19 protein-coding genes are annotated in these 19234 nt (G+C 71.5%); 10 read left to right on the forward strand and 9 right to left on the reverse strand.

All coding sequences use genetic code 11. From position 1 onward, the window contains the following. Positions 1-36 precede the first annotated feature (36 nt). The 5 genes from JYK18_RS39120 to JYK18_RS39140 all read right to left on the reverse strand — a co-directional run bounded on the left by JYK18_RS39120 (position 37) and on the right by JYK18_RS39140 (position 5178). A complete protein-coding gene (locus tag JYK18_RS39120; RefSeq protein ID WP_242583965.1) occupies positions 37-606 on the reverse strand; it encodes a TetR/AcrR family transcriptional regulator in 570 nt (189 codons plus the stop codon). After that, a complete protein-coding gene (locus JYK18_RS39125; protein ID WP_206808880.1) occupies positions 603-2666 on the reverse strand; it encodes an iron ABC transporter permease in 2064 nt (687 codons plus the stop codon). The genes JYK18_RS39120 and JYK18_RS39125 overlap by 4 nt, the downstream gene beginning before the upstream one ends. Positions 2667-2678: 12 nt before the next feature. Beyond that, positions 2679-3659 (reverse strand): iron-siderophore ABC transporter substrate-binding protein, encoded by a 981-nt coding sequence (locus tag JYK18_RS39130; protein WP_206808882.1) that lies wholly within the window; start codon positions 3657-3659, stop codon positions 2679-2681. 36 nt (positions 3660-3695) lie between these two features. Further along, positions 3696-4532 carry an ABC transporter ATP-binding protein gene (locus JYK18_RS39135; RefSeq protein ID WP_206808884.1) on the reverse strand — a complete coding sequence of 279 codons (837 nt, stop codon included), beginning with the start codon at positions 4530-4532 and terminating at the stop codon, positions 3696-3698. Positions 4533-4611: 79 nt separating this feature from the next. Then, positions 4612-5178 (reverse strand): NADPH-dependent FMN reductase, encoded by a 567-nt coding sequence (locus JYK18_RS39140; protein ID WP_206808886.1) that lies wholly within the window; start codon positions 5176-5178, stop codon positions 4612-4614. Between the two features lie 46 nt (positions 5179-5224). Between JYK18_RS39140 and JYK18_RS39145 the strand changes: the two genes are divergently transcribed. Both JYK18_RS39145 and JYK18_RS39150 read left to right on the forward strand, forming a co-directional pair. After that, positions 5225-5830 carry a TetR/AcrR family transcriptional regulator gene (locus JYK18_RS39145; RefSeq protein ID WP_206808888.1) on the forward strand — a complete coding sequence of 202 codons (606 nt, stop codon included), beginning with the start codon at positions 5225-5227 and terminating at the stop codon, positions 5828-5830. A gap of 43 nt (positions 5831-5873) precedes the next feature. After that, positions 5874-6665 (forward strand): aminoglycoside N(3)-acetyltransferase, encoded by a 792-nt coding sequence (locus JYK18_RS39150; RefSeq protein ID WP_206808890.1) that lies wholly within the window; start codon positions 5874-5876, stop codon positions 6663-6665. Positions 6666-6675: 10 nt separating this feature from the next. On the opposite strand, the gene JYK18_RS39155 is transcribed toward JYK18_RS39150, so the two are convergent. Further along, on the reverse strand, positions 6676-7878 hold the full coding sequence (locus JYK18_RS39155) for a cellulose-binding protein (RefSeq protein ID WP_206808891.1): 1203 nt from the start codon (positions 7876-7878) through the stop codon (positions 6676-6678). 239 nt (positions 7879-8117) lie between these two features. Between JYK18_RS39155 and JYK18_RS39160 the strand changes: the two genes are divergently transcribed. Together JYK18_RS39160 and JYK18_RS39165 are read left to right on the forward strand one after the other, a co-directional pair. Then, entirely contained in the window at positions 8118-8399 is a 282-nt protein-coding gene (locus JYK18_RS39160) for a hypothetical protein (RefSeq protein ID WP_206808892.1), read from the forward strand. Between the two features lie 400 nt (positions 8400-8799). After that, a complete protein-coding gene (locus JYK18_RS39165) occupies positions 8800-9444 on the forward strand; it encodes a class I SAM-dependent methyltransferase (protein ID WP_206808893.1) in 645 nt (214 codons plus the stop codon). Positions 9445-9593: 149 nt separating this feature from the next. Here JYK18_RS39165 and JYK18_RS39170 read toward each other — a convergent pair whose 3' ends face one another. The 3 genes from JYK18_RS39170 to pdxA are packed head-to-tail and all read right to left on the reverse strand — an operon-like array spanning position 9594 to position 13111. Next, entirely contained in the window at positions 9594-10265 is a 672-nt protein-coding gene (locus tag JYK18_RS39170; RefSeq protein ID WP_277992425.1) for an SDR family NAD(P)-dependent oxidoreductase, read from the reverse strand. After that, positions 10249-11016 (reverse strand): DeoR/GlpR family DNA-binding transcription regulator, encoded by a 768-nt coding sequence (locus tag JYK18_RS39175; RefSeq protein WP_206808895.1) that lies wholly within the window; start codon positions 11014-11016, stop codon positions 10249-10251. Before JYK18_RS39175 ends, JYK18_RS39170 begins: the two co-directional genes overlap by 17 nt. A 13-nt stretch (positions 11017-11029) precedes the next feature. Further along, entirely contained in the window at positions 11030-13111 is a 2082-nt protein-coding gene (gene pdxA / locus JYK18_RS39180) for a 4-hydroxythreonine-4-phosphate dehydrogenase PdxA (protein ID WP_206808896.1), read from the reverse strand. Between the two features lie 147 nt (positions 13112-13258). Between pdxA and JYK18_RS39185 the strand changes: the two genes are divergently transcribed. The 6 genes from JYK18_RS39185 to JYK18_RS39210 are packed head-to-tail and all read left to right on the forward strand — an operon-like array spanning position 13259 to position 19216. After that, positions 13259-14830, forward strand: coding sequence for an ABC transporter substrate-binding protein (locus JYK18_RS39185; RefSeq protein WP_206808897.1), 1572 nt, complete (start codon positions 13259-13261; stop codon positions 14828-14830). Between the two features lies 1 nt (position 14831). Beyond that, positions 14832-15767: an ABC transporter permease gene (locus JYK18_RS48190; RefSeq protein ID WP_206808898.1), complete on the forward strand. Its 936-nt coding sequence runs from the start codon at positions 14832-14834 to the stop codon at positions 15765-15767. Continuing rightward, the gene (locus JYK18_RS39195) at positions 15764-16654 is read left to right on the forward strand and encodes an ABC transporter permease (RefSeq protein ID WP_206808899.1); all 891 of its coding nucleotides are present in this window, start codon (positions 15764-15766) and stop codon (positions 16652-16654) included. Before JYK18_RS48190 ends, JYK18_RS39195 begins: the two co-directional genes overlap by 4 nt. Next, positions 16651-17454: an ABC transporter ATP-binding protein gene (locus JYK18_RS39200; protein WP_206808900.1), complete on the forward strand. Its 804-nt coding sequence runs from the start codon at positions 16651-16653 to the stop codon at positions 17452-17454. The genes JYK18_RS39195 and JYK18_RS39200 overlap by 4 nt, the downstream gene beginning before the upstream one ends. Continuing rightward, a complete protein-coding gene (locus tag JYK18_RS39205) occupies positions 17451-18275 on the forward strand; it encodes an ABC transporter ATP-binding protein (protein ID WP_206808901.1) in 825 nt (274 codons plus the stop codon). Before JYK18_RS39200 ends, JYK18_RS39205 begins: the two co-directional genes overlap by 4 nt. Then, entirely contained in the window at positions 18272-19216 is a 945-nt protein-coding gene (locus JYK18_RS39210) for an aldo/keto reductase (protein WP_206808902.1), read from the forward strand. The genes JYK18_RS39205 and JYK18_RS39210 overlap by 4 nt, the downstream gene beginning before the upstream one ends. Positions 19217-19234: the final 18 nt, after the last annotated feature.

Genomic DNA, 19234 nt, shown 5'->3' on the forward strand with positions numbered 1-19234 from the left:
CGCGAACCTACACTATGTAACCTACAAAATGTAGGTTCACTGCGGCAGCACGCCGAGCACCACCGCGACCGCGGTGGAAACGGCCTTGGCGCGGGAGATCCGCCCGGCCAGCGCCGCCGCGGCCAGTCCGTCGAGCGCACTGTGGATCGCGATCAGCGCGGCCCGGTCGCGGCGGCGGGAAAGCTCGGCGTGCGGCCGGAACGCGCGCTCGAACTCGTCGAGGTAGACCGCCTGCGACTCGTCGCGGAAGGCACGGGTCTCTTCCGTGGCGGCCAGCGCCGCGCCCACTTCGGCGCACCCGGCGCCCTCCGCGAGCACGGCGTCGACGTACGCGGTGGCCAGACCGCGCGCGACCTCCTCCAGCGAGGCACCGGCCACCGCGGCACGCATCCGCTCGATCAGCCGCTGGTCGAAATCGCGGTACATCGCCATCAGCAGCCCTTCGCGGGTGCCGAAGTGCTCGTAGACCACCGGCCGCGTCACCCCCGCCGCCTCGGCGAGGGTGACCAGGGTCAGCGCGGCCGTGCCCCGCGCCCCGCTGAGTTCGAAGGCGCGGTCGAGCAGGAACCGGCGGCGGTCCGCCTTGGCCATCCGGGTCGCGGTCATCCCCGCAGGGTAGTGGCGGCCCGCGACCGCTGGAGCAGCCAGACGAAGTACGGCACGCCGATCAGCGCGGTCATCAGCCCGGCGGGCAGCTGGGCCGGCGCGATCACCGTGCGGCCCACCGTGTCCGCGAGTCCGACCAGCAACGCGCCGAGCAACGCCGCCACCGGCAGCACCCTCGCGTGCCGCCGTCCGACGATCGCGCGGGCCGCGTGCGGGGCGACCAGGCCGACGAAGGCGATCACGCCGATCCCGGCGACCGCGCTGCCGGTCAGCAGCACCGCGCCGACGAGCAGCAGCAACCGCGACCGCGGCACCGGTACGCCCAGCACGCGCGGGGTCTCGTCGTCCAGCGAGATCAGGTCCAGCTCTCCGCGCGCACGGACCAGCAACGGGACGACCAGCAGGATCGCCAGCGCCATCGGCACCAGGTGCGCGAACGAACGCCCGTAGGTCGACCCGCCGAGCCAGGTCAGCGCCTTCGCCTCGTTCCACGGATCGGACAGCGTGATCAGCAGGGTCACCAGCGCCTGGGTCGCGGCCTGCATGCCGAACCCGATCAGCACCAGCCGTTCGCTGGCCAGCCCGCCCCTGGCGGCGAGCGCGAACACCACCGCCATGGCCACGGCCGCGCCGATGCCGGCGAACCCGGCCTGTGTCCAGAAGCCGACGCCCGACACCAGGGTGATCACGGTGACCGCGCCGAGCCCGGCGCCGCCGGACACGCCGATGACGCCCGGTTCCGCCAGCGGGTTGCGTGCCACCGCTTGGACCACCGCGCCCGCCAGCGCGAGCGAGGCACCGGCGAGGAAGGAGGCGGCCACCCGCGGCGCCCGGTTTTCCATCACCCCGCTGACCAGCGGGCCGGCCTGCCCGGTCACCCAGTTGACCACGTCGCCGAGCAGCAGTTTGGTATCGCCCAGCAGGATCGAGCCGACCAGCGCGGCGAACGCCACGACGACCAGCACCCCGAGGATCACGCGGTAGCGCAGGCCGGACACCCCGACCCGCGCGTGCGCCGAAGGTGGTTCGGCCGCCGTGGTGGCGACCCGGATGTTGCGCGCCAGCACCATCAGGAACACCGCGCCGAGCACCGTGGTCACCACGCCGGTGGGCACTTCGAGGGCGCCCTGCGAGCCGATCAGCGCGCGCATCAGCACGTCCGCGCCGAGCAGCAGGGCCACGCCCATCGCCGCGGACACCGGGAGCAGTGCCGCGTGCCGGTGCAGTCCGGGCACCACGTTCGACAGCAACCGGACCAGCGCGGGCGCGGCGAGCCCGACGAAGCCGATCGGCCCGGCGATGGTCACCGCGGTGGCCGCCAGCAGCACGGCCAGCGCGATGGTGGCGAACCGGATCCGTCCCACGTGGACACCGAGCGTCCGCGCGTGGTCGTCACCGAGGTACATCAGATCCAACCGGCGCGACAGCAGGAGCAGCAGGAGCAGTGCCGCGCCGACGACCGGCCCGAGCGTGCGGACGCCGTCGAGCCCGTTCTGCCCGAGCGAACCCGCACCCCAGGCGAACAGGCCGCGGGTCTCCTCCGAGAACAACAGCAGGAGCACGCGGGTCGCCGAGATCATCGCGAGCGCGATCGCGGTACCGGCCAGCACCAGCCGGACGATCCCCTGCCCGCCGGTCCCCGCCAGTGTGAGCACCAGCAGCGCCGCGCCCAGCCCGCCCGCGAACGCCACCCCGGCCGCGCCCAGCAGCGGGAGCGAGAGGCCCACCGCCGCCACCGCGACGATGGCCAGGTGCGCCCCGGCGTCCACGGCGAGCGTGTCCGGTGACGCGATCACGTTGCGCGCCACCGATTGCAGCGCCGCGCCCGAAACCCCGAGCGCGACGCCGACCACGAGTGCCGCGGCCAGTCGCGGCAGCCTCGATTCGAGCACAACAGCCGCGGTGTCCTCGGATTCGGCGCCGAAGACCAGCCGCAGCACGTCCCACGGATCCAGGTTCGCCGTGCCCTGCGTGAGGTGCACCGCCGAGCCCAGCGCGACGAGCACGCCGAGGCCGACCACGAGCAGGGCGAGCCTGGACCGCCCGAGCGTCTTTTCCACCGTGTGCGCGGGTTACGACTTCAGCGCGTTGACCGCGGCGTCGACGTACTGCTCCATCGACTTCGGCCCGCCGAACATCCACAGCGAACTCGGCAGCTTGCGCACCTTGCCGCTGACCACGAACGGCAGCTTCTGCCAGATCGCGTTGCCGGCCAGCTCGTCGGCGTAGGCGTCACCGAAGGTGTCGTTGGCCATGTACCAGAAGTGCACGTCGGGGAGCTGGGTCAGCCCTTCCACATCGGCCTGCGCGAGCCCGTAGACCGCGTCGCCCGGCATCGTCCACGGGTTGGTCAGGCCGAGCCGCTCGAACACCGCGGGCACCAGCGCGCCCTTCGCGAACGGCCGGATGCTGACCGTGCCGGAGGTGACGTAGGAGTCGGAGAAGGCGACCGGCTGCCCGGCCGCGCCCGCCTGCTCGACGGCCGCCTTGCCCTCGGCGATCTTGTTGTCGAACTCGGTCCGCAGCTGCGCGGCCTTGGCCTCGGTCCCGGTCGCCTTCGCGAGCAGGTCCACGTTGGCGAACATCGCGCCGATCGGGTCCTTGACGTCCCCGCCGGCCAGCACCACCACCGGGATCTTCGCCTCGATCTGCTCCAGCGCGCCCTCGGTGAGGCTGTCGGTGACCACCACGAGGTCGAGGTCCAGCGAGCCGAGCGTGTCGATGCTGGGCTCACCGCGGGTGCCGATGTCCTTCGGGGTGCCGTCGAGCGGAGCCGCGCTCACCCACTGGCCGTAGCCCTGGATGTCGGACACCGCGGTCGGCATGACCCCGAGCGAAACCAGGTGCTCCACCGCGTTCCACTCGGTGGCCGCGACCCGCTTGGCCGGCGCGTCGAGGCGGACCTCCTTGCCGCGGGAGTCGACCACGGTGACCGGGGCCCCGGCCGCGGCCGTTTCCCCGGTGGTGTTCTGGGGATCCTCGGTGGTGCCGCAGCCACCGGCGAACACCATGGCGGCCGCCGACAGCGCGAGGAACGCACGGAACTTGCGCATTTGTCTCCTACTCGATGGTTCGACCGGGCAAGCCGGTCAGGCCGGGGCGGCGGGCACGCCCGCGCCGTTGAACCGGCCGATGGCCCGGGTGCGGATCCGTCCGTCCGGGTCGGTTTCGACCTCCACCCGGATGCCGTAGGCCCGGGTGAGGTTCGTTTCGGTGAGCACCTCGCCGGGGCTGCCCTCGGCGGTGACGCGGCCGTCCTCGATCAGCAGCAGGCGGTCGGCGATGGCGGCGGCCTGGTCGAGGTCGTGCAGCACCACCCCGACGCCGACGCCGTGCTCGTCGGCGAGGTCGCGGACCATGTCCAGGATCTCCACCTGGTACCGCAGGTCGAGGAAGGTGGTCGGCTCGTCGAGCAGCAGCAGCGAGGTGTCCTGGGCGAGGCAGCTGGCCAGCCAGACGCGCTGGCCCTGACCGCCGGACAGCGCCTGGACCGGGCGGCCGGCGATGGCGGCCAGCCCGGTCAGCCGGAGGGCGCGCTCCACCGCGGCCGGGCCGCCGGGATCGCGGCCGCCCCAGCGGGTGCGGTGCGGGTGCCTGCCGAATTCGACCAGCTCCCGCACCGACAGCCCGCCGGGTGTGGTGCGGTGCTGCGAGAGCAGCGTGATGCGGCGCGCGAGTTCCCTGGTGGACAGCGCGCGCAGTTCGGCGCCGTCGTCGAAGGTGACCCCGCCCGCGGCCGGGTCGTGCAACCGGGCCAGCGCGCGCAGCAAGGTGGACTTGCCGCTGCCGTTGGGCCCGATCAGCGCGGTGACCATCCCGGCGCCCACGGTGACGGAAGCGGCGCGCACCACGACTTCCCGCCCGTAGGCGACGTCGATCTCGTGCGCGGAGACGCCGGTGGCGGCGCGGGGCGGGGTGTCGGACACGAGCCACACATTAAAGAGAGGCTTACCTAACTCGCAAGACCGAGTGTCGACCAGCACACTCGGTGTCCTCTGTGGAGGGTCAGGCGGCCGGTGCGCGCAGCGGGGCCAGCGCGGTGCTCCACTCGACGACCTCGTCGAGCAGGGTGCCCAGCGTCTTCGCCTGGACCTCGGTCGGCTCGAACCGGGTGAAGCCCTCGAAGTCGTGGAACAACGACAGCGAAACACTGGTGCGCACGTCAGCCATTTTCAGCTCACCCACCACGAGTCGAAGGTGTTCCACCGCGCGGGCGCCGCCGACCGCGCCGTAGGAGACGAAGCCGACCGCCTTGTTGTTCCACTCCGCGAACAGGTAGTCGAGCGCGTTCTTGAGCACGCCCGAGGTGGAGTGGTTGTACTCCGGGGTGACGATGACGAACCCGTCGAAGGCGGCGATCCGCTCGGCCCACGCCTTCGTGTGCTCGTGCTGGTACTGGCCCAGCATCGCGGAAACCGGTTCGTCGTAGTGCGGGAGCGGGTGGTCGGCCAGGTCGATCAGGTCGAAGGTGACGTCGGTGCGGGCCTTGGCGTGCTCGAGCACCCAGTGCGCGACCTGTTCGCCGTTCCGGCCGGGACGGGTGCTGCCGAGGATGATGCCGATCTTGGTCATAAGCGGACTATACCCCGCTTAGCTGGCGGCCGGTAAGGTCGTCCCAATGGACGGACCGACGCTGGCGGTGGGCAAACCGCGCGGGGAACGCGCCGACGCCGCGCGGAACCGGATCCTCCTGCTCGACACCGCCCGTGAGCTGATGGCCGAGCAGGGCGCCGACAAGGTGACGATGGACGGCCTCGCGGCCAGGGCGGGGCTCGGCAAGGGCACGGTGTTCCGCCGCTTCGGCAGCCGGGCCGGGATCTTCCAGGCACTGCTGGACGACGAGGAACGCGCGCTGCAGCAGGAAATCCTGTCCGGGAAGCCACCGCTCGGCCCCGGTGCCCCGCCACTGGAGCGCCTGGTCGCGTACGGGCGGGCACGGGTGGAATTCCTGTTCGAGCACCGGGAAATCGCGCGTGCTTCGCTCGACGGCGGTCAGCCGATCCCGGCGGGCAACGAGCTTCCGGTGTCTCGCCTGCACATCCGGATGCTGCTGGGGCTGCTCAAGCCCGCGGTGGCCGATCTCGACGTGCTCGCCGTGCAGCTCGCCGCGGCCTTGGACGGGCCGTTGCTGCTGATGCTCCCGGTGACCGGCGCGGACGTCACGCGAACCCGGGACCAGCTGGCGCGCGGCTGGACGGAGCTGGTCGAACGCGTCTGCGGCTGAAACCCGGTGGCCGGGCGGTCCGGGCCGGGCCTAGGGTGCGCGCATGACCTTCCCGGCCGGTCCACTGTGCACCCGAGACTCGCTGACCGCCGACCTGCGCGCGGCGGGCGTCACCGCGGGGCAGACGCTGCTGGTGCACACTTCGCTGCGCTCGCTGGGCTGGGTGGCCGGTGGCGCGGTGGCCGTGGTCGAAGCGCTGCGCGAGGTGCTCGGCCCGGACGGCACCCTCGTGGTGCCGGCGATGACCGGGGAGAACTCGGATCCGGCGCACTGGTCGGCTCCCCCGGTGCCGCCGGAGTGGTGGGAACCGATCCGGCGGACCATGCCCGCCTATGATCCCGCGGTGACGCCGTCGCGAATGATGGGCGCGGTCGCGGAGGTCGTCCGGACCTGGCCGGGGGCGCGTCGCAGCGCGCACCCGCAGACCTCGTTCGCCGCGCTCGGACCGCGCGCCGCCGAGATCACCGACGACCACGCCCTCGATTGCCGCCTCGGCGAGAAGAGCCCGCTCGCACGACTCGAAGCCGTGGAGGCGCAGGTGCTGCTCCTCGGGGCGGATTTCGCCAACTGCTCGTGCTTCCACTTGGCCGAGTACCGGATTCCCGGGCCGTCGGAGGAGGTCGCGTTCGCGGCGCTGACCCCGGCGGGCCGGGAATGGGTGACGCTGACCGAACGGCGCATCGACAGCGACGACTTCGGCTCGCTCGGCGCCGATTTCGAACGGGACCGGCCGGTGCGGCAGGGCACGGTCGGCGCGGCGCGCACCCGCTTGTTTCTCTTGGCGGACGGGGTCTCCTACGCCGAGCGGTGGTTGCGGGAGCACCGCTCGGCGTAGGAGTGGGCGGTCAGGACAGCGTCGGGGTCTGCCAGTCCCGCCATTCCCCCAGATTTCCTGGCTTCTTGCCGGAAATCCGGATCACGCCGGGAGTGTTCCCGGTACCCAGCAAGAACTTCTGGATGTGCTGCTGCAGTGGTGCCTGCCATTCGGAACGGGTGGCGCAGTGGTTGCCGTTCTGGATGTCGGACCAGTAGGTGAGGTTGGCCCCGGCGCCGAGTGCTTTGTAGACCTCCGCGCCGCCGAGCGCGGCCACGCTGCCGGATTTCGCGGCCAGCCAGTCGATGTGCGGGTTCTCCATGACGAACAGCCCGCGCGGCGCGACCATGCCGACGAGGTGGTGGGTGTCCACCGGAAGGCCGGCCGGGTTCCCGGTGTAGGACCCGAACGCGTCTCCGAGCCAGGGTTGTTCACCGTAGGCGCTGCTCAACGGCTGCGCGCCGCTTTCCCCCGGGATACCACGGAAAATCGGCGCGCCCGCGCTGCCGGACTCGATCGGCATGGTGAGCGCGATGCGCTGGTCGAAGGCGCCGGTGACCAAAGCGCCCTTGCCGTAGCGCGAACACCCGGTCACGCCCATCGCGCCGGCTTTGAGCACACTGCCACCGGACTGCTCGACGACGTCGATGATCCGGCTGACGCCCCAGGCCCAGGCGAGCAGGAGGCCGGTGCTGCTGGTCGAACCGTAGAGGTTGTAGAAGGCGCCTTGCTTGTTGTTGCGCGGGGTGCCCTCCTTAACGACGGCGAGCGGATCGTAACTGATCACCGCGGCGCCGGCGGCTTTGATCGCGGCCGTGTCGGCGCCGAAGCCGCCAACCACCACGACGGCGGGGAAGGGGCCGGTACCGCCGGGGAGTTCGACCTTGGCGGAGAAGCTGGCGCTCTTGCCGTTCTCGGTGACGTTCACCGAGATGTTCGTGCTGCTGACGGAACCGCTGACACCGGCGGGTTTGCGCGGTTTCTCGCCGTACACGTACCGCTCGGCGAGCTTTTTGATCTCCGCGCGGTGGCACCGCCACTCGGCCTTGGTGGCGATGCGCCCGCCGTTGATCTTCTTGAACGGGTCGGGCAGCTTCGCCGAGGCGGGCACGGAGCCGGGCAGCGACACCGCGCAGTCCGCCCCTTCGTCCTCCACCGGCGAGGCCGCCAGCGCCTGCGCGCCCGGCAGCACCAAGGCCGCCACCACCACACCCATCACCGTGAACCGGCGCATGACCGGTCCCCTCCTTCCGGTTTCGTGGTGGCGGTTGGTTGTCGAAAGTTTCGAACTGACCTTCGAAACAAAACTGTAAATCCAGCACGCACCGACCGTCAAGAACTACGGTCGTCCAGTGGCGTCCCGTGCGAGAATCACCACCATGCCCACCCCTCGAAAGGCCGATGGCGCGTAGATCGCCCGCCCAGGTACGCGCGGCTTCGCTCCGCCGAAGCCGCCCCGGCGAACAAATCGCGATGCTCAGCGGCCTCTCACCACGAGGCCGGGCGAGCCTCGCCCAACTCGAACGCACCCGGCTCTGGCCGGGCGCCGCCGCTGAGGCGCTGCACGCGTGGCACCTGTTCATCCGCGATCCGATGCACCGCCTCTGGAACCCGGACCACGGCTGCGGAATCCGCGAATGCTGCCCGGATCCGGAGGAACTGCGTCACCTACTGGAGCTCGTCGCCCATGCCCTCCCCCGGCAGGACGCCCGCTTTTTCAGACAGCAACTCGCCGCCCTAAACGACGAGTGGTGACCACGAGCGCGCCACCACCGACGAAGGTCTGCGACGGTGCCCGCCTCGCGGAGATCGGCCAGCCGACGCTGAAACTCCTCGGCCAGGTAGGGCCTGGCCGCTGGTTGCCCTGCGGGTCGGTGCGTGCGTAGAAGCCCGTTCTGGCGACGCCGGCTTCTCGTGCGAGAGTCTTGAGGTCGCAACCGCCGCGGGCTGGAAGCTGCCCCAGCAGTAGGCGGTCCATCGCAGCAGGATGCCGGCCTCGTTGCGGCGGCGCTGTTCGGTGGTCAGCGGCATGATGTGCTCTCCTGCATTGCGGTCTGCGGAAACGTGGCGGAGTTCTGGGCCAGTTGGCGGCCGATGATCGGTCTCTCCGCGTCGGCCGTCCACGAGGTCGTGATCATGGAATATCGTGCCGGTCATGACCACGGATGACTGGTTGGCCGACACCCGAACCTCTTATGACACGGTCGCGGTCAGCTATGCCGACCAAGTGCGCGGCGCCCTCGCCGGACACCAGTACCTGCGCGCGGCTCTGGCGTTGTTCGCCGACAGCGTGCGGCTCGCTGGCGGCGGGCCGGTCGCGGACGTCGGCTGCGGCCCCGGTGAAGTCACCGCCCACCTGCATGAGCTCGGTGTCGACGCCTTCGGTGTCGACCTCTCCCCTGGGATGATCGACGTGGCCCGGCGCGACCACCCCGGCCTGCGGTTCGAGGTGGGCTCGATGACGGACCTGGACCTCCCCGTCGCTTCGGTGGCCGGCCTGCTCGCCTGGCAGTCGTTGATCCACATCCCCGACGACGAGGTGCCGCCTGTGTTCGGGCACTTCCACCGAGCATTGCGTCCCGGCGGACCGCTGCAGCTCCTGTTTCACGTCGGCGACGAGTCGCGGTTGATGACGGAGGGCTATGGCGGTCACCCGATGAAGGTCCATGTCCACCGCCGTCAGCCTGACCAGATGGCATCCTGGCTGCGCGATGCCGGATTCGTGGTCGAGGCCCAGATGCTGCTCGACCCGGATGCGAAAGCTCAGCAAGCGATTCTTTTCGCACGCAGTAAGGCCTAACTTCTGCGTATGTCGGGCTCGCCAGTCGGAACCGGAGGACGTGCGGGTGTGCTCCCAGCGGGGCAGCTGGAGCACACCCAGACGCGGGCGGCGACGCTGCCTGGGGTCTTCGCCGTAGTCACACTAAAAAACCCGGGTGGCGCCCACCCCTACAACGACGCCCCACCGCAAACAACCACCGTCTGCCCCGTGATCGAACCCCCTGAAGGCCCCAGCAGAAACGCCGTAAGCGCCCCCACCTCCCCCGGCGTAACCAACCGACCCAACGGCGGCACCCGCACCGGCGTCGAACTGCGTCCTGGGTCCCGGAGCATCGGGGTGTCCGTCGGCCCCGGGGCCACCACGTTCACCGTCACGCCCCTCGGTGCCAGTTCCGCGGCCCACGACCGCGCCAACGCCGACAAGGCCGCCTTCGTTGCCGCGTATTGGCTTTTGCCCGGCACCCCGACCATCGTCCGGCTTCCGATCAGCACCACCCGGCCGCCCTCGGCCAGCCGTCCCGAGAGCTCGTCGACCAGCACCTCGGCCGCCGACACGTGCACCGCCCACATCTGCAGACCGTCCTCAGTGGACAGCGAACCCAGCGGCGCCGAACGCTGCAACCCAGCCGCGTGCACGACGGCGTCCACCTCCGGCACCGATCCCAAGGCACCACGGAAATCCCCAGCCAGATCCGCCCGGATCCACTCCGCCCGCGCATCCGGCTCCGACCGGCACAACGCCGTCACCCGCCACCCGTCGTCCAGCAACCGGCCGGCCACCGCCGCGCCGATCCCCGAACTCGCCCCCGTGACGACGGCGTGCTTACGAGGCGACGACAACGTCGACGCCCTTGGCCCGGAACGGTTCCAGGTCCGCCTCCGTAGCCGCCGCGTCGGTCACCAGCGTCCACCGCCGCGGCATCGGCGCCCACGCGTGGAACGGACGACGCCCCAGCTTCGCCGCGTGCACCAGCAGGTACACGTGATCCCCGCGACGCGCCATCAGTTCCTTCAGCCGCGTCTGCCGGATGTCCGCCTCGCAGATCCCGTCCTCCGCGGTCACCCCGTCCGCCCCGAGGAACACCCGGTCGAAAGTCCGCCGCTCCAACGCCGTCTCCGCCAACGGCCCGATGAACCCGAGGCTCTGCGGCCGCAACACCCCGCCCAGGCACTCGACCGTCACCGAATCCGCCGAAGCCAGTTCCTGCAACGCCGTCATCCCGGTGGTCACCACGGTCAGCGCCGGCGCCCCGCGCAGCTCGTGGGCCAGCGCCCCGGTCGTGGTGCCCGCGTCGAGCAGGACCGTCTCCCCCGCGCCGATCTGGCGCGCCGCCCACCGCGCGATGGACCGCTTCGCCTCGAACTCCTCACCCACCCGCTGGCGCAGGCTGGCCTCCGGGTGCGCGACGATCGCCATCGCCCCGCCGTAGGTACGGGCGAGCGCGCCGGACTGCTCCAGCTGCGCGAGGTCGCGCCGGATGGTCGAGGCGGTCACGCCGAAGTGCGCGGACAGCTCGTCCACGTTGGCCAGTCCGGTCGTGGTGGCCAGCCGGACGATGGCCTCCCGGCGGAGTTCGGATTCGCGGGGCACTCGCTCGTCCCTTTCAGCTGACGGAGACCGGCGCCAGTTCGGCGGCCTGGCGCAACGCCTCGATCATGCTACCGACCTCCGCGGTCCCGGTCCCGGCGATGTCGAACGCCGTGCCGTGGTCCACCGAGGTCCGGATCACCGGCAGGCCGACGGTGATGTTCACCCCGGCCTCGATGCCGAGCACCTTGACCGGCCCGTGCCCCTGGTCGTGGTACATCGCCACGATCAGGTCGTAGTCCCCGCGCCCGGCCAGGAAGAACGCGGTGTCCGCGGGCAGCGGCCCGCGCGCGTCGATCCCGTCGGCCCGCAGCTTCTCCAGCGCCGGCTCGATCTTCTCGGCTTCCTCGCCCGCGCCGAACAGGCCGTTCTCGCCCGCGTGCGGGTTGATCGCGCACACCCCGATGACCGGCGCGGCCACCCCGGACCCGCGCATCGCCTCGTACCCGCGCCGGACGGTCCGCTCGACCAGGCCGGGCTCGATCCGCGCGATGGCGTCGATCAGCCCGATGTGCGTGGTCACGTGGATGACCTTGACCTTGGGCGTGGACAGCATCATCGACACCTCCTCGGTGCCGGTCAGCGCGGCCAGCAGTTCGGTGTGCCCCGGGTACAGGTGCCCGGCCGCGTGCAGCGCCTCCTTGTTCAGCGGCGCCGTGCAGATCGCCTGCACCGCACCGGCCACCGCCAGCTCGGAGGCGACCCGCACGTACTGGTAGGCCGCCTCCCCCGCGACCGGGCTGAGCTTGCCCCACGGCAGGTCGGCGGGCAGCAGTCCGAGATCCACCACGTCGATGCGACCGCGTTCGAAACGGGCCTCGGCGGGCGAATCGACGGGCACTACCTCGACGGCCAGGCCGAGCAGCGCCGCGGCTTCCCGCAGCCGCCGCGCGTCTCCGATCACCACCGGGCGGCAGCGCTCGTACACCACCGGGTCGGCGAGCGCGCCGACGATGACCTCCGGGCCGATACCGGCTCCGTCCCCCATGGTGACGGCGATGACGGGCAGGGTCGAACTCACAGGGCCTCCTGGTGCTGGGGTCTGGCGGAGATGGCGGGTGATCGCGAGCAGGCTGTCCTGGCCGCCGTGGCTGCCGGGCCGCGTCACGACCTCGATGCCGGTGTCGGTGCGCGAGTGCACCGCGCCGGGGTGGACCTGCCCGAGCAGGTCGAGCCGGGTCACGCCGAGCGCTTCGAGCACGCGGCGCGCGGTTTCGCCGCCGGTGAGCGCGAGCCGGACCCCGGGCGGCAGCTTCTGGACGGTGGTTGCGAGATGCGCGGTGAGCGCGCGGGCGCGTGCGGGATCGACCGGCCCCGGGCGCACGGTCAGCACCGCGCGGCCCCCGGTCAGGTCGACCGTGACGTCGTCGAGCGTCTCCGGGTCCACTTCGACGACCGGAACGCCGTCGGCGGCGAGGAGTTCCACCTGCCGCCGCGCGCTCGGTTCCGCCGAGCCGACCACAACCAGCACCGGCGCCGGACCGGGATCGCGCACCGAACCCGACGCCGGAGGAACCTGCCTGCCGAAAGCCGCCGCGAGACCGGCCGAACCGACCGCGGCCACTCCCGGGAACGGCCGCGCGGCCGCGGCCAGCAGGTCCAGATCCGCGTCCGTTTCCGCGTCGCACACGGCGATCTCCCCGGCGCGCGCGATCTGGGCGAGGAACTCCGGCAGCGCGGCCGAACGCACCGCGTGCAGGTCCACAAAGGACATCGGAAGGTCGCCGAGCGCTTCGGCGACGGTGTCCGGCCGGTGCTCACCAGGCCCGGGCGGGGCACCCGCGAAGACCACCCGGCCGCGGACGGTCGTGCGGCCCGCGACCGGCAGCGCGGGCGTGCACACCACGAGCCCGTCGCGCACATCGCGGATCCCGCGCACCATCGCGGCGACGTTCCCGCGCAGCAGCGAGTCGATCTTGAGGAAGAGGGGCGCGGAACCACCGGCCACCGCACGCACCGCGGCGCGCGCGACCTCCGGTGAGGCCTGGCGGAGGTCGAGGTCCACTACACCCGATTCCTGCGCGAAACGCGCAAGATGTACCGAGGAGGACCGCAGCGCCAGGGCAGCTTCGGCAGCGCCACTGAGATCGTCTGCCATGGCCAGAAGCACGGGAACCACACCTCCTCACGTATCGTCTTGCGCGAATCACGCTATCGGTATTGCGCATATCGCGCAACCATGCCAGTGTGTCGTCGCAACAGGTCCTCCACGGGCGACGGCGCCCGCGGGTTACGGAGGTTCCAGATGCAGACAGTGCTGTCGCACAGCGCGCTCTCCCGCAGAACCCTGCTCAAGGTTTTCGGCGGTGCCGTGGCGGCGGGTGCGCTCGGCGGGTGCGCCGGCCCCACCGGCGGCCCGCCACCGGGCGCGGTCACCCTCGGGCTCAACCGCTCGCTCGTCTCCCTCGACAACAAGCTCAACCAGTTCGACGCCGCGATCACCGTGCAGCGCGCGGTGCGCCAGGCGCTGACCAGGATCGGCCCCGAGCTCGCCCCGATCCCGGTGCTGGCCGACCGCTTCGAGCTGACCGCGCCGACGCAGTGGACGGTCCGGCTGCGCGAGGGCATCCGCTACTCCGACGGCACCGGCGTTCAGGTGGCCGATGTGGACACCGCGCTGAAGATGTACCGGCAGGTCAACGGTTCCTTCCTGGCCGCGTTCTTCCCCGAGTGGCCGGAGGTGGTCCAGCTCGACGAGCGCACCTTCACCCTGGAGACCGAACGCCCGCTGCCGGTGCTCGACTACCTGATGGCGAACATCCTGCTCACCCCGGCCGCGGCGAACGTGCCCGAGGAACTGCAGACCGGGGTCGGCACCGGCCCGTACGTGGTCACCGCGTCGAACCGCGGCACCGGCGACTACACCTTGCGGCGCAACGAGAACTACTGGGGCCCGCGACCGCGCGTGGAGCAGGTGCGGGTCCGGTTCGTGCCCGAGGAATCGAGCCGGGTGGTCTCGCTGCGCTCCGGCGAACTCGACCTGATCGACACGATCACCCCCGACTCCGCCGAGCAGCTGCGCGGGCTGAAGGACATCCGCATCGACCAGGTGCGGGGCACCCGGATCAACCAGCTCTTCTACAACTTCCGCAAACCGCCGGACCACCCGCTGGCCAAACCGGCGGTGCGCCAGGCGCTGTCCCTCGCGGTGAACGGCGACCGGCTGGCCGGCGACATCCTGTCCGGCTCGGTCCGCCCGGCCACCGGCCCGGTCGCCGAGACGCTCAACGGCGCCGTCGCCTGCGGTACCTACGCCTACGATCCCCGGCGCGCCAAGCAAATGCTCGAAGCCGAGGGCATCCACGACGGCGACCTGCGGGTCACGCTGATCTGGGAAACCGGCGAGTTCGCCGGGGACACCAGCGTGATGGAGGCCGTGGTGCAGATGCTCGGCGAGATCGGCGTCCCGGTCACGCTGCGGCAGTTCGAGCCGGGTGGCGACATCTCCAGCTGGCGGCAGGGCCGGGCCGGGGACTGGGACATCCTCGGCAACGGGTACGCCTCCCCGGTCGGCGCGGCTTTGCCCATCCTGCAAGGGATGTACGGCGGCACGCCGGAACGCGAGCAGACCCGCGACACCTACCAGGGCTACGTCAACCCCGAGGTGATCGCGCTGCTGGAGCAGGCCTACGCCGAGGTCGACGCGCGGAAGCGGCAGGAGGTCACCGCCCGCGTCCAGCAGGTGATCTGGGATTCGTGGCCGAGCATGTGGGCGTTCGTGCCGAACTCGCTGCTGGCCTACCGGACCCGGGTGGCCGACGTGGCGCTGGAGGCGACGAACTCCTACGAGCTCGCGCGCATCGGGCTGGAGGCGTGAGGTGACCTCCTACCTCCTCAAGCGCCTCGGCCAGAGCGCGCTCGTCGTGCTGCTGACCGTGTCCACCGTCTTCGTGCTGATCCGGATGGCGCCGGGCGATCCGGCGACCGCCTTCGCCGCGCCGAACGCCACCGCCGAGGACCTCGCGCGGATCCGGACCCAGCTGGGGCTCGACGGTTCGATCGCGTCGCAGTACCTGACCTTCCTCGGCCAGTTGTTCACCGGCGACCTGGGCACGTCGTACTCGTTCCGGGCGCCCGCGTTCGACGTGGTGCTCGACCGCGTGCCGTACACCATCACGCTGGCGCTCGCGGCGATCGGGCTGACCGCCGTGGTCGCGCTGCCGCTGGGCATCTGGATGGCCCGCCGCGCCGACACCCCGCGGGAGACCGGCGCGAACATCGCGGGCGTCGCCGCGCAGTCCATGCCGGAGTTCTGGAGCGGCGTCATGCTGCTCACCGTTTTCTCCGTGCTCATCCCGATCCTGCCCTCGTCCGGGTTCACCACCTGGGGCGGGCTGGTGCTGCCCGCGGTCACCGTGGCGCTGCTCCAGGTCGCGCTGATCTCCCGGCTGGTCCGCCGCGAGATGGTCACCAACCTGACCGCGCCCTACCTGACCGTGGCCCGCGCGCACGGCATCCCCGAACGCCGCCTGGTGTGGGGGTACGCGCTGGGCAACTCGGCGATCCCGGTGCTCACCGCGCTGGGCACGCGCTTCGCCGCGATGCTCAACGGCGTCGTGGTGGTGGAGGTCGTCTTCTCCTGGCCGGGCGTCGGCTCGCTCGTGGTGCGCGCGCTGGAGACCCGCGACTACCCGCTGATCCAGGCGACCGTGCTGGTCACCGCCGCGCTGGCGATCCTGGCCCAGCTCCTGATCGACCTGCTCTACCCGCTGCTCGATCCGCGGGTGCGCCTCGGAAAGGCGGCAGCACGATGACGACGGTGGAAGAACGTCCCAGCCGCGTGACGCCGAAGCAACTGCGCGACGCCGGGGTCACCCGCCGCTCCCGCACGGCCCGCGCCAAGATCCGGATCGGCGCGGTGCTGACCGGGCTGGTCGTGCTGCCGGTCGCGCTGGCCGACCTGCTGCCGATCCCCGACGCCAACGAGCAGAACCTGGGCGAGCGGCGGCTGCCACCGCTGACCGGCGGGCACCTGTTCGGCACCGACCAGCTCGGCCGCGACATGCTCGCCAGGGTGCTCGACGGCGGTCAGGTCTCGGTGCTGATCGGCGTGCTGGCGGTGGTGGTCTCCGGGTTGATCGGGCTGGCCGCCGGTGCCGCGGCCGGCTACTTCGGCGGCTGGGTGGACGCGGTGGTCTCACGGCTGCTCGAAGCCCAGATGTCCTTGCCGCTGCTGATGATGCTGTTGCTGGTGGTGGCCCTGTTCGGCCCGTCGGTGCCGGTGATCACCACGGTGATCGCGATCGCGCAGTGGCCGGAGGTGGCCCGGCTGACCCGGTCGATGGTGCTGGTCGAACGCGAGAAGCCGTACGTGGACGCGGCCCGCACGCTCGGGCTGACCCATACCGGCGTGCTGTTTCGCCACGTGGTGCCGAACGTGGTGCGCCAGACCAGCCTGGTGGTGCTCCTGCTGCTGGCGCAGGCGGTGCTGCTGGAAAGCGCGCTGAGCTACCTGGGCGCCGGGCCGGAACGCCCGTTCGCCACCTGGGGCCGGCTGATCTCCGACGGCCAGGACTACGTGACCACCTCGTGGTGGCTGGTCACCCTGCCCGGGCTGGTGATCGTGCTGCTGGTGGTCGGCGTGAACCTGCTCGGCGACGGACTGCGCGATCGACGGGGCCGGAAGGGAGCTGGCGCATGAGCAGGCTGGTGGAGCTGGAGGACTTCCAGGTCGAACTGGTCACCGACCGCGGGGTGGTCCGCGCGGTGGACGGGATCTCGCTGCACGTCGATCCCGGTGAGACGGTGACGCTGATCGGCGAGTCGGGTTCGGGCAAGTCGACCACGGCGATGGGCCTGCTCCGGTTGCTGCCGCCGGATCTGGCCGTGCTGTCCGGGAAGGCGCTGCTGGCCGGGCACGACGTGGTGGCCGATCCGGCTGCGGTGACCGGGCTGCGCGGCCGGGTCGCCGGGCTGATCCCGCAGGACCCGATGACCGCGCTGAGCCCGGTGCACACGATCGGCCGCAGGCTCACCGAACTGGTGCGCCTGCGACACGGCGGCAGCCGCCGCGAAGCCCGCGAGAAGGCGCGTGAGCTGCTGGAACGGGTGCACGTGCCCGATCCGGAACGGCTGCTCGACCGCTACCCGCACGAGCTCTCCGGCGGCCTGCAGCAACGCGTGCTGATCGCCTGCGCGCTGGTGGGCGAGCCGTCGCTGCTGATCGCCGACGAGCCGACCAGCGCGCTCGACGTGACCGTGCAGGCCGGGGTGCTGGACCTGCTGATGGAACTGCAGGAGCGGACCGGGGTGGCGATCCTGATGATCACCCACGACCTCGGGGTGGCGCGCCTGGTGTCCGACCGGCTCCACGTGATGCGCCAGGGGCGGTTCGTCGAGAGCGGCGAGGTCGAGCAGGTCGTGCACGCGCCGGTCCACCCGTACCCGAAGCAGTTGCTGGCCGCCGTGCCGCGGCTCGCCGCGAAGGAGGTGCGGGCGTGACCGCCATCCTGAAGGTCGAAGACCTGGTCGTCGACTTCCCCGGCCGGGCGGGCCGGAAGTTCCGCGCGGTGTCCGGCGTCGGTTTCGAGCTGGGGCGCGGCCGGACGGTCGGCATCGTCGGTGAATCCGGCTGCGGCAAGAGCACCATCGCCCGCAGCATCGTCCGGCTGCAGCGGCCCACCTCGGGCCGCATCCTGCTCGACGGCACCGACATCACGCACCTGTCCGAACGGCGGCTGCGGCCGCTGCGCGCCCGGGTGCAGATGATCTTCCAGGACCCGTACGCCTCGCTCGACCCGCACCTGACCGCGGGCGAGATCGTCGGCGAACCGCTGAAGCTGCGCGGAATGCGCGAGGGCCGCCGCCAGGCCGCGCGGGAGCTGCTGGACCGCGTCGAACTGCCGGAAAGCGCGCTGGACCGGCGGCCCGCCGAGTTCTCCGGCGGTCAGCGCCAGCGCATCGGCATCGCGCGGGCACTGGCGTGCCGGCCGGACGTGCTGGTCTGCGACGAGGCGACCAGCGCGCTCGACGTGTCGGTGCAGGCCCAGGTCCTCGCGCTGCTCAAGAGCATCCAGGCCGAGACCGGCGTGGCCTACCTGGTCATCTCGCACAACCTCGGTGTGGTGCGGGATCTGGCCGACGAGGTGCTGGTGATGCGTCACGGCGAGGTGGTCGAGCACGGCCCCGCCGAGCGCGTGCTCACCGCACCCGAAGCCGGCTACACCCGCGCGCTGCGGGACGCGGCACTGGACCCGGCGGCCATCACCGGCCGCAAACCCCGGCACCTGCTCAGCGCCATCACCACGGAGAGGAATTCATGACACCCAGGCTGGTTCTCGGCACGATGACCTTCGGCGACACCGTCACCGCGGCCGACGCGGAGAAGATGCTGGACACCGCGCTCGACGCCGGGATCACCGACGTGGACACGGCGAACGGGTACGCGAAGGGCACCACCGAGGAACTGCTCGCCCCGCTGCTCGCGCCCCGCCGCGACCGGATCCGGCTGGCCACCAAGGCGGGTATGCCGCACCCGGACGCCGGTACGCACTCACCGCTCTCCCCGGCCGGGCTGCGGTCCAGTGTGGACGGTAGCCTGCGCCGCCTCGGCGTGGACCACATCGACCTGTTCTACCTGCACCAGCCGGACGGCGCGGCTCGCTTCGAGGACACCTTGGCCACCGTCGCCGAACTGGTCGAGGCGGGCAAGATCCGGCAGCTCGGCGTGTCGAACTTCGCCGCGTGGCAGATCGTCGAGCTGAACCGGGTGGCCGACCAGGTCGGTGCGCCGCGGCCGGTGGTGGCGCAGCAGCTGTACAACCTGCTGGCGCGGCGGATCGACGAGGAGTACGCGGCGATGGCGGCCGCGACCGGGCTGGAGACGATGGTCTACAACCCGCTCGGCGGCGGCCTGCTCACCGGCAGGCACCGGTTCGACAGCGACCCGGCGGCCGGCCGGTTCGGCGACTCGGTGCTCGCCGAGATGTACCGGAAGCGCTACTGGGACGCGCAGTTGTTCGAGGCGGTCGAAGCGCTGGCCGCGATCGCCGACGGCGCCGGGATCCCGCCCACCGAACTGGCGCTGCGCTGGCTGCTCTCGCGGCCCGTGGTGAACGCGGTGCTGCTCGGCGCTTCCAAGCTCGACCACCTCCTCTCGAACATCGAGTCGTTCGGCCGCGGTCCGCTGCCCGAGGACGTCGTCGCCGCCTGCGACGAAGTGGGCGCGCGGCTGCGTGGCCCGATGCCCGCCTACAACCGCTGAGAACAGGAGCAGTTTTTC

It is taken from the genome of Amycolatopsis sp. 195334CR (assembly GCF_017309385.1).
In the GTDB taxonomy this organism is placed as follows: Bacteria; Actinomycetota; Actinomycetes; order Mycobacteriales; family Pseudonocardiaceae; genus Amycolatopsis.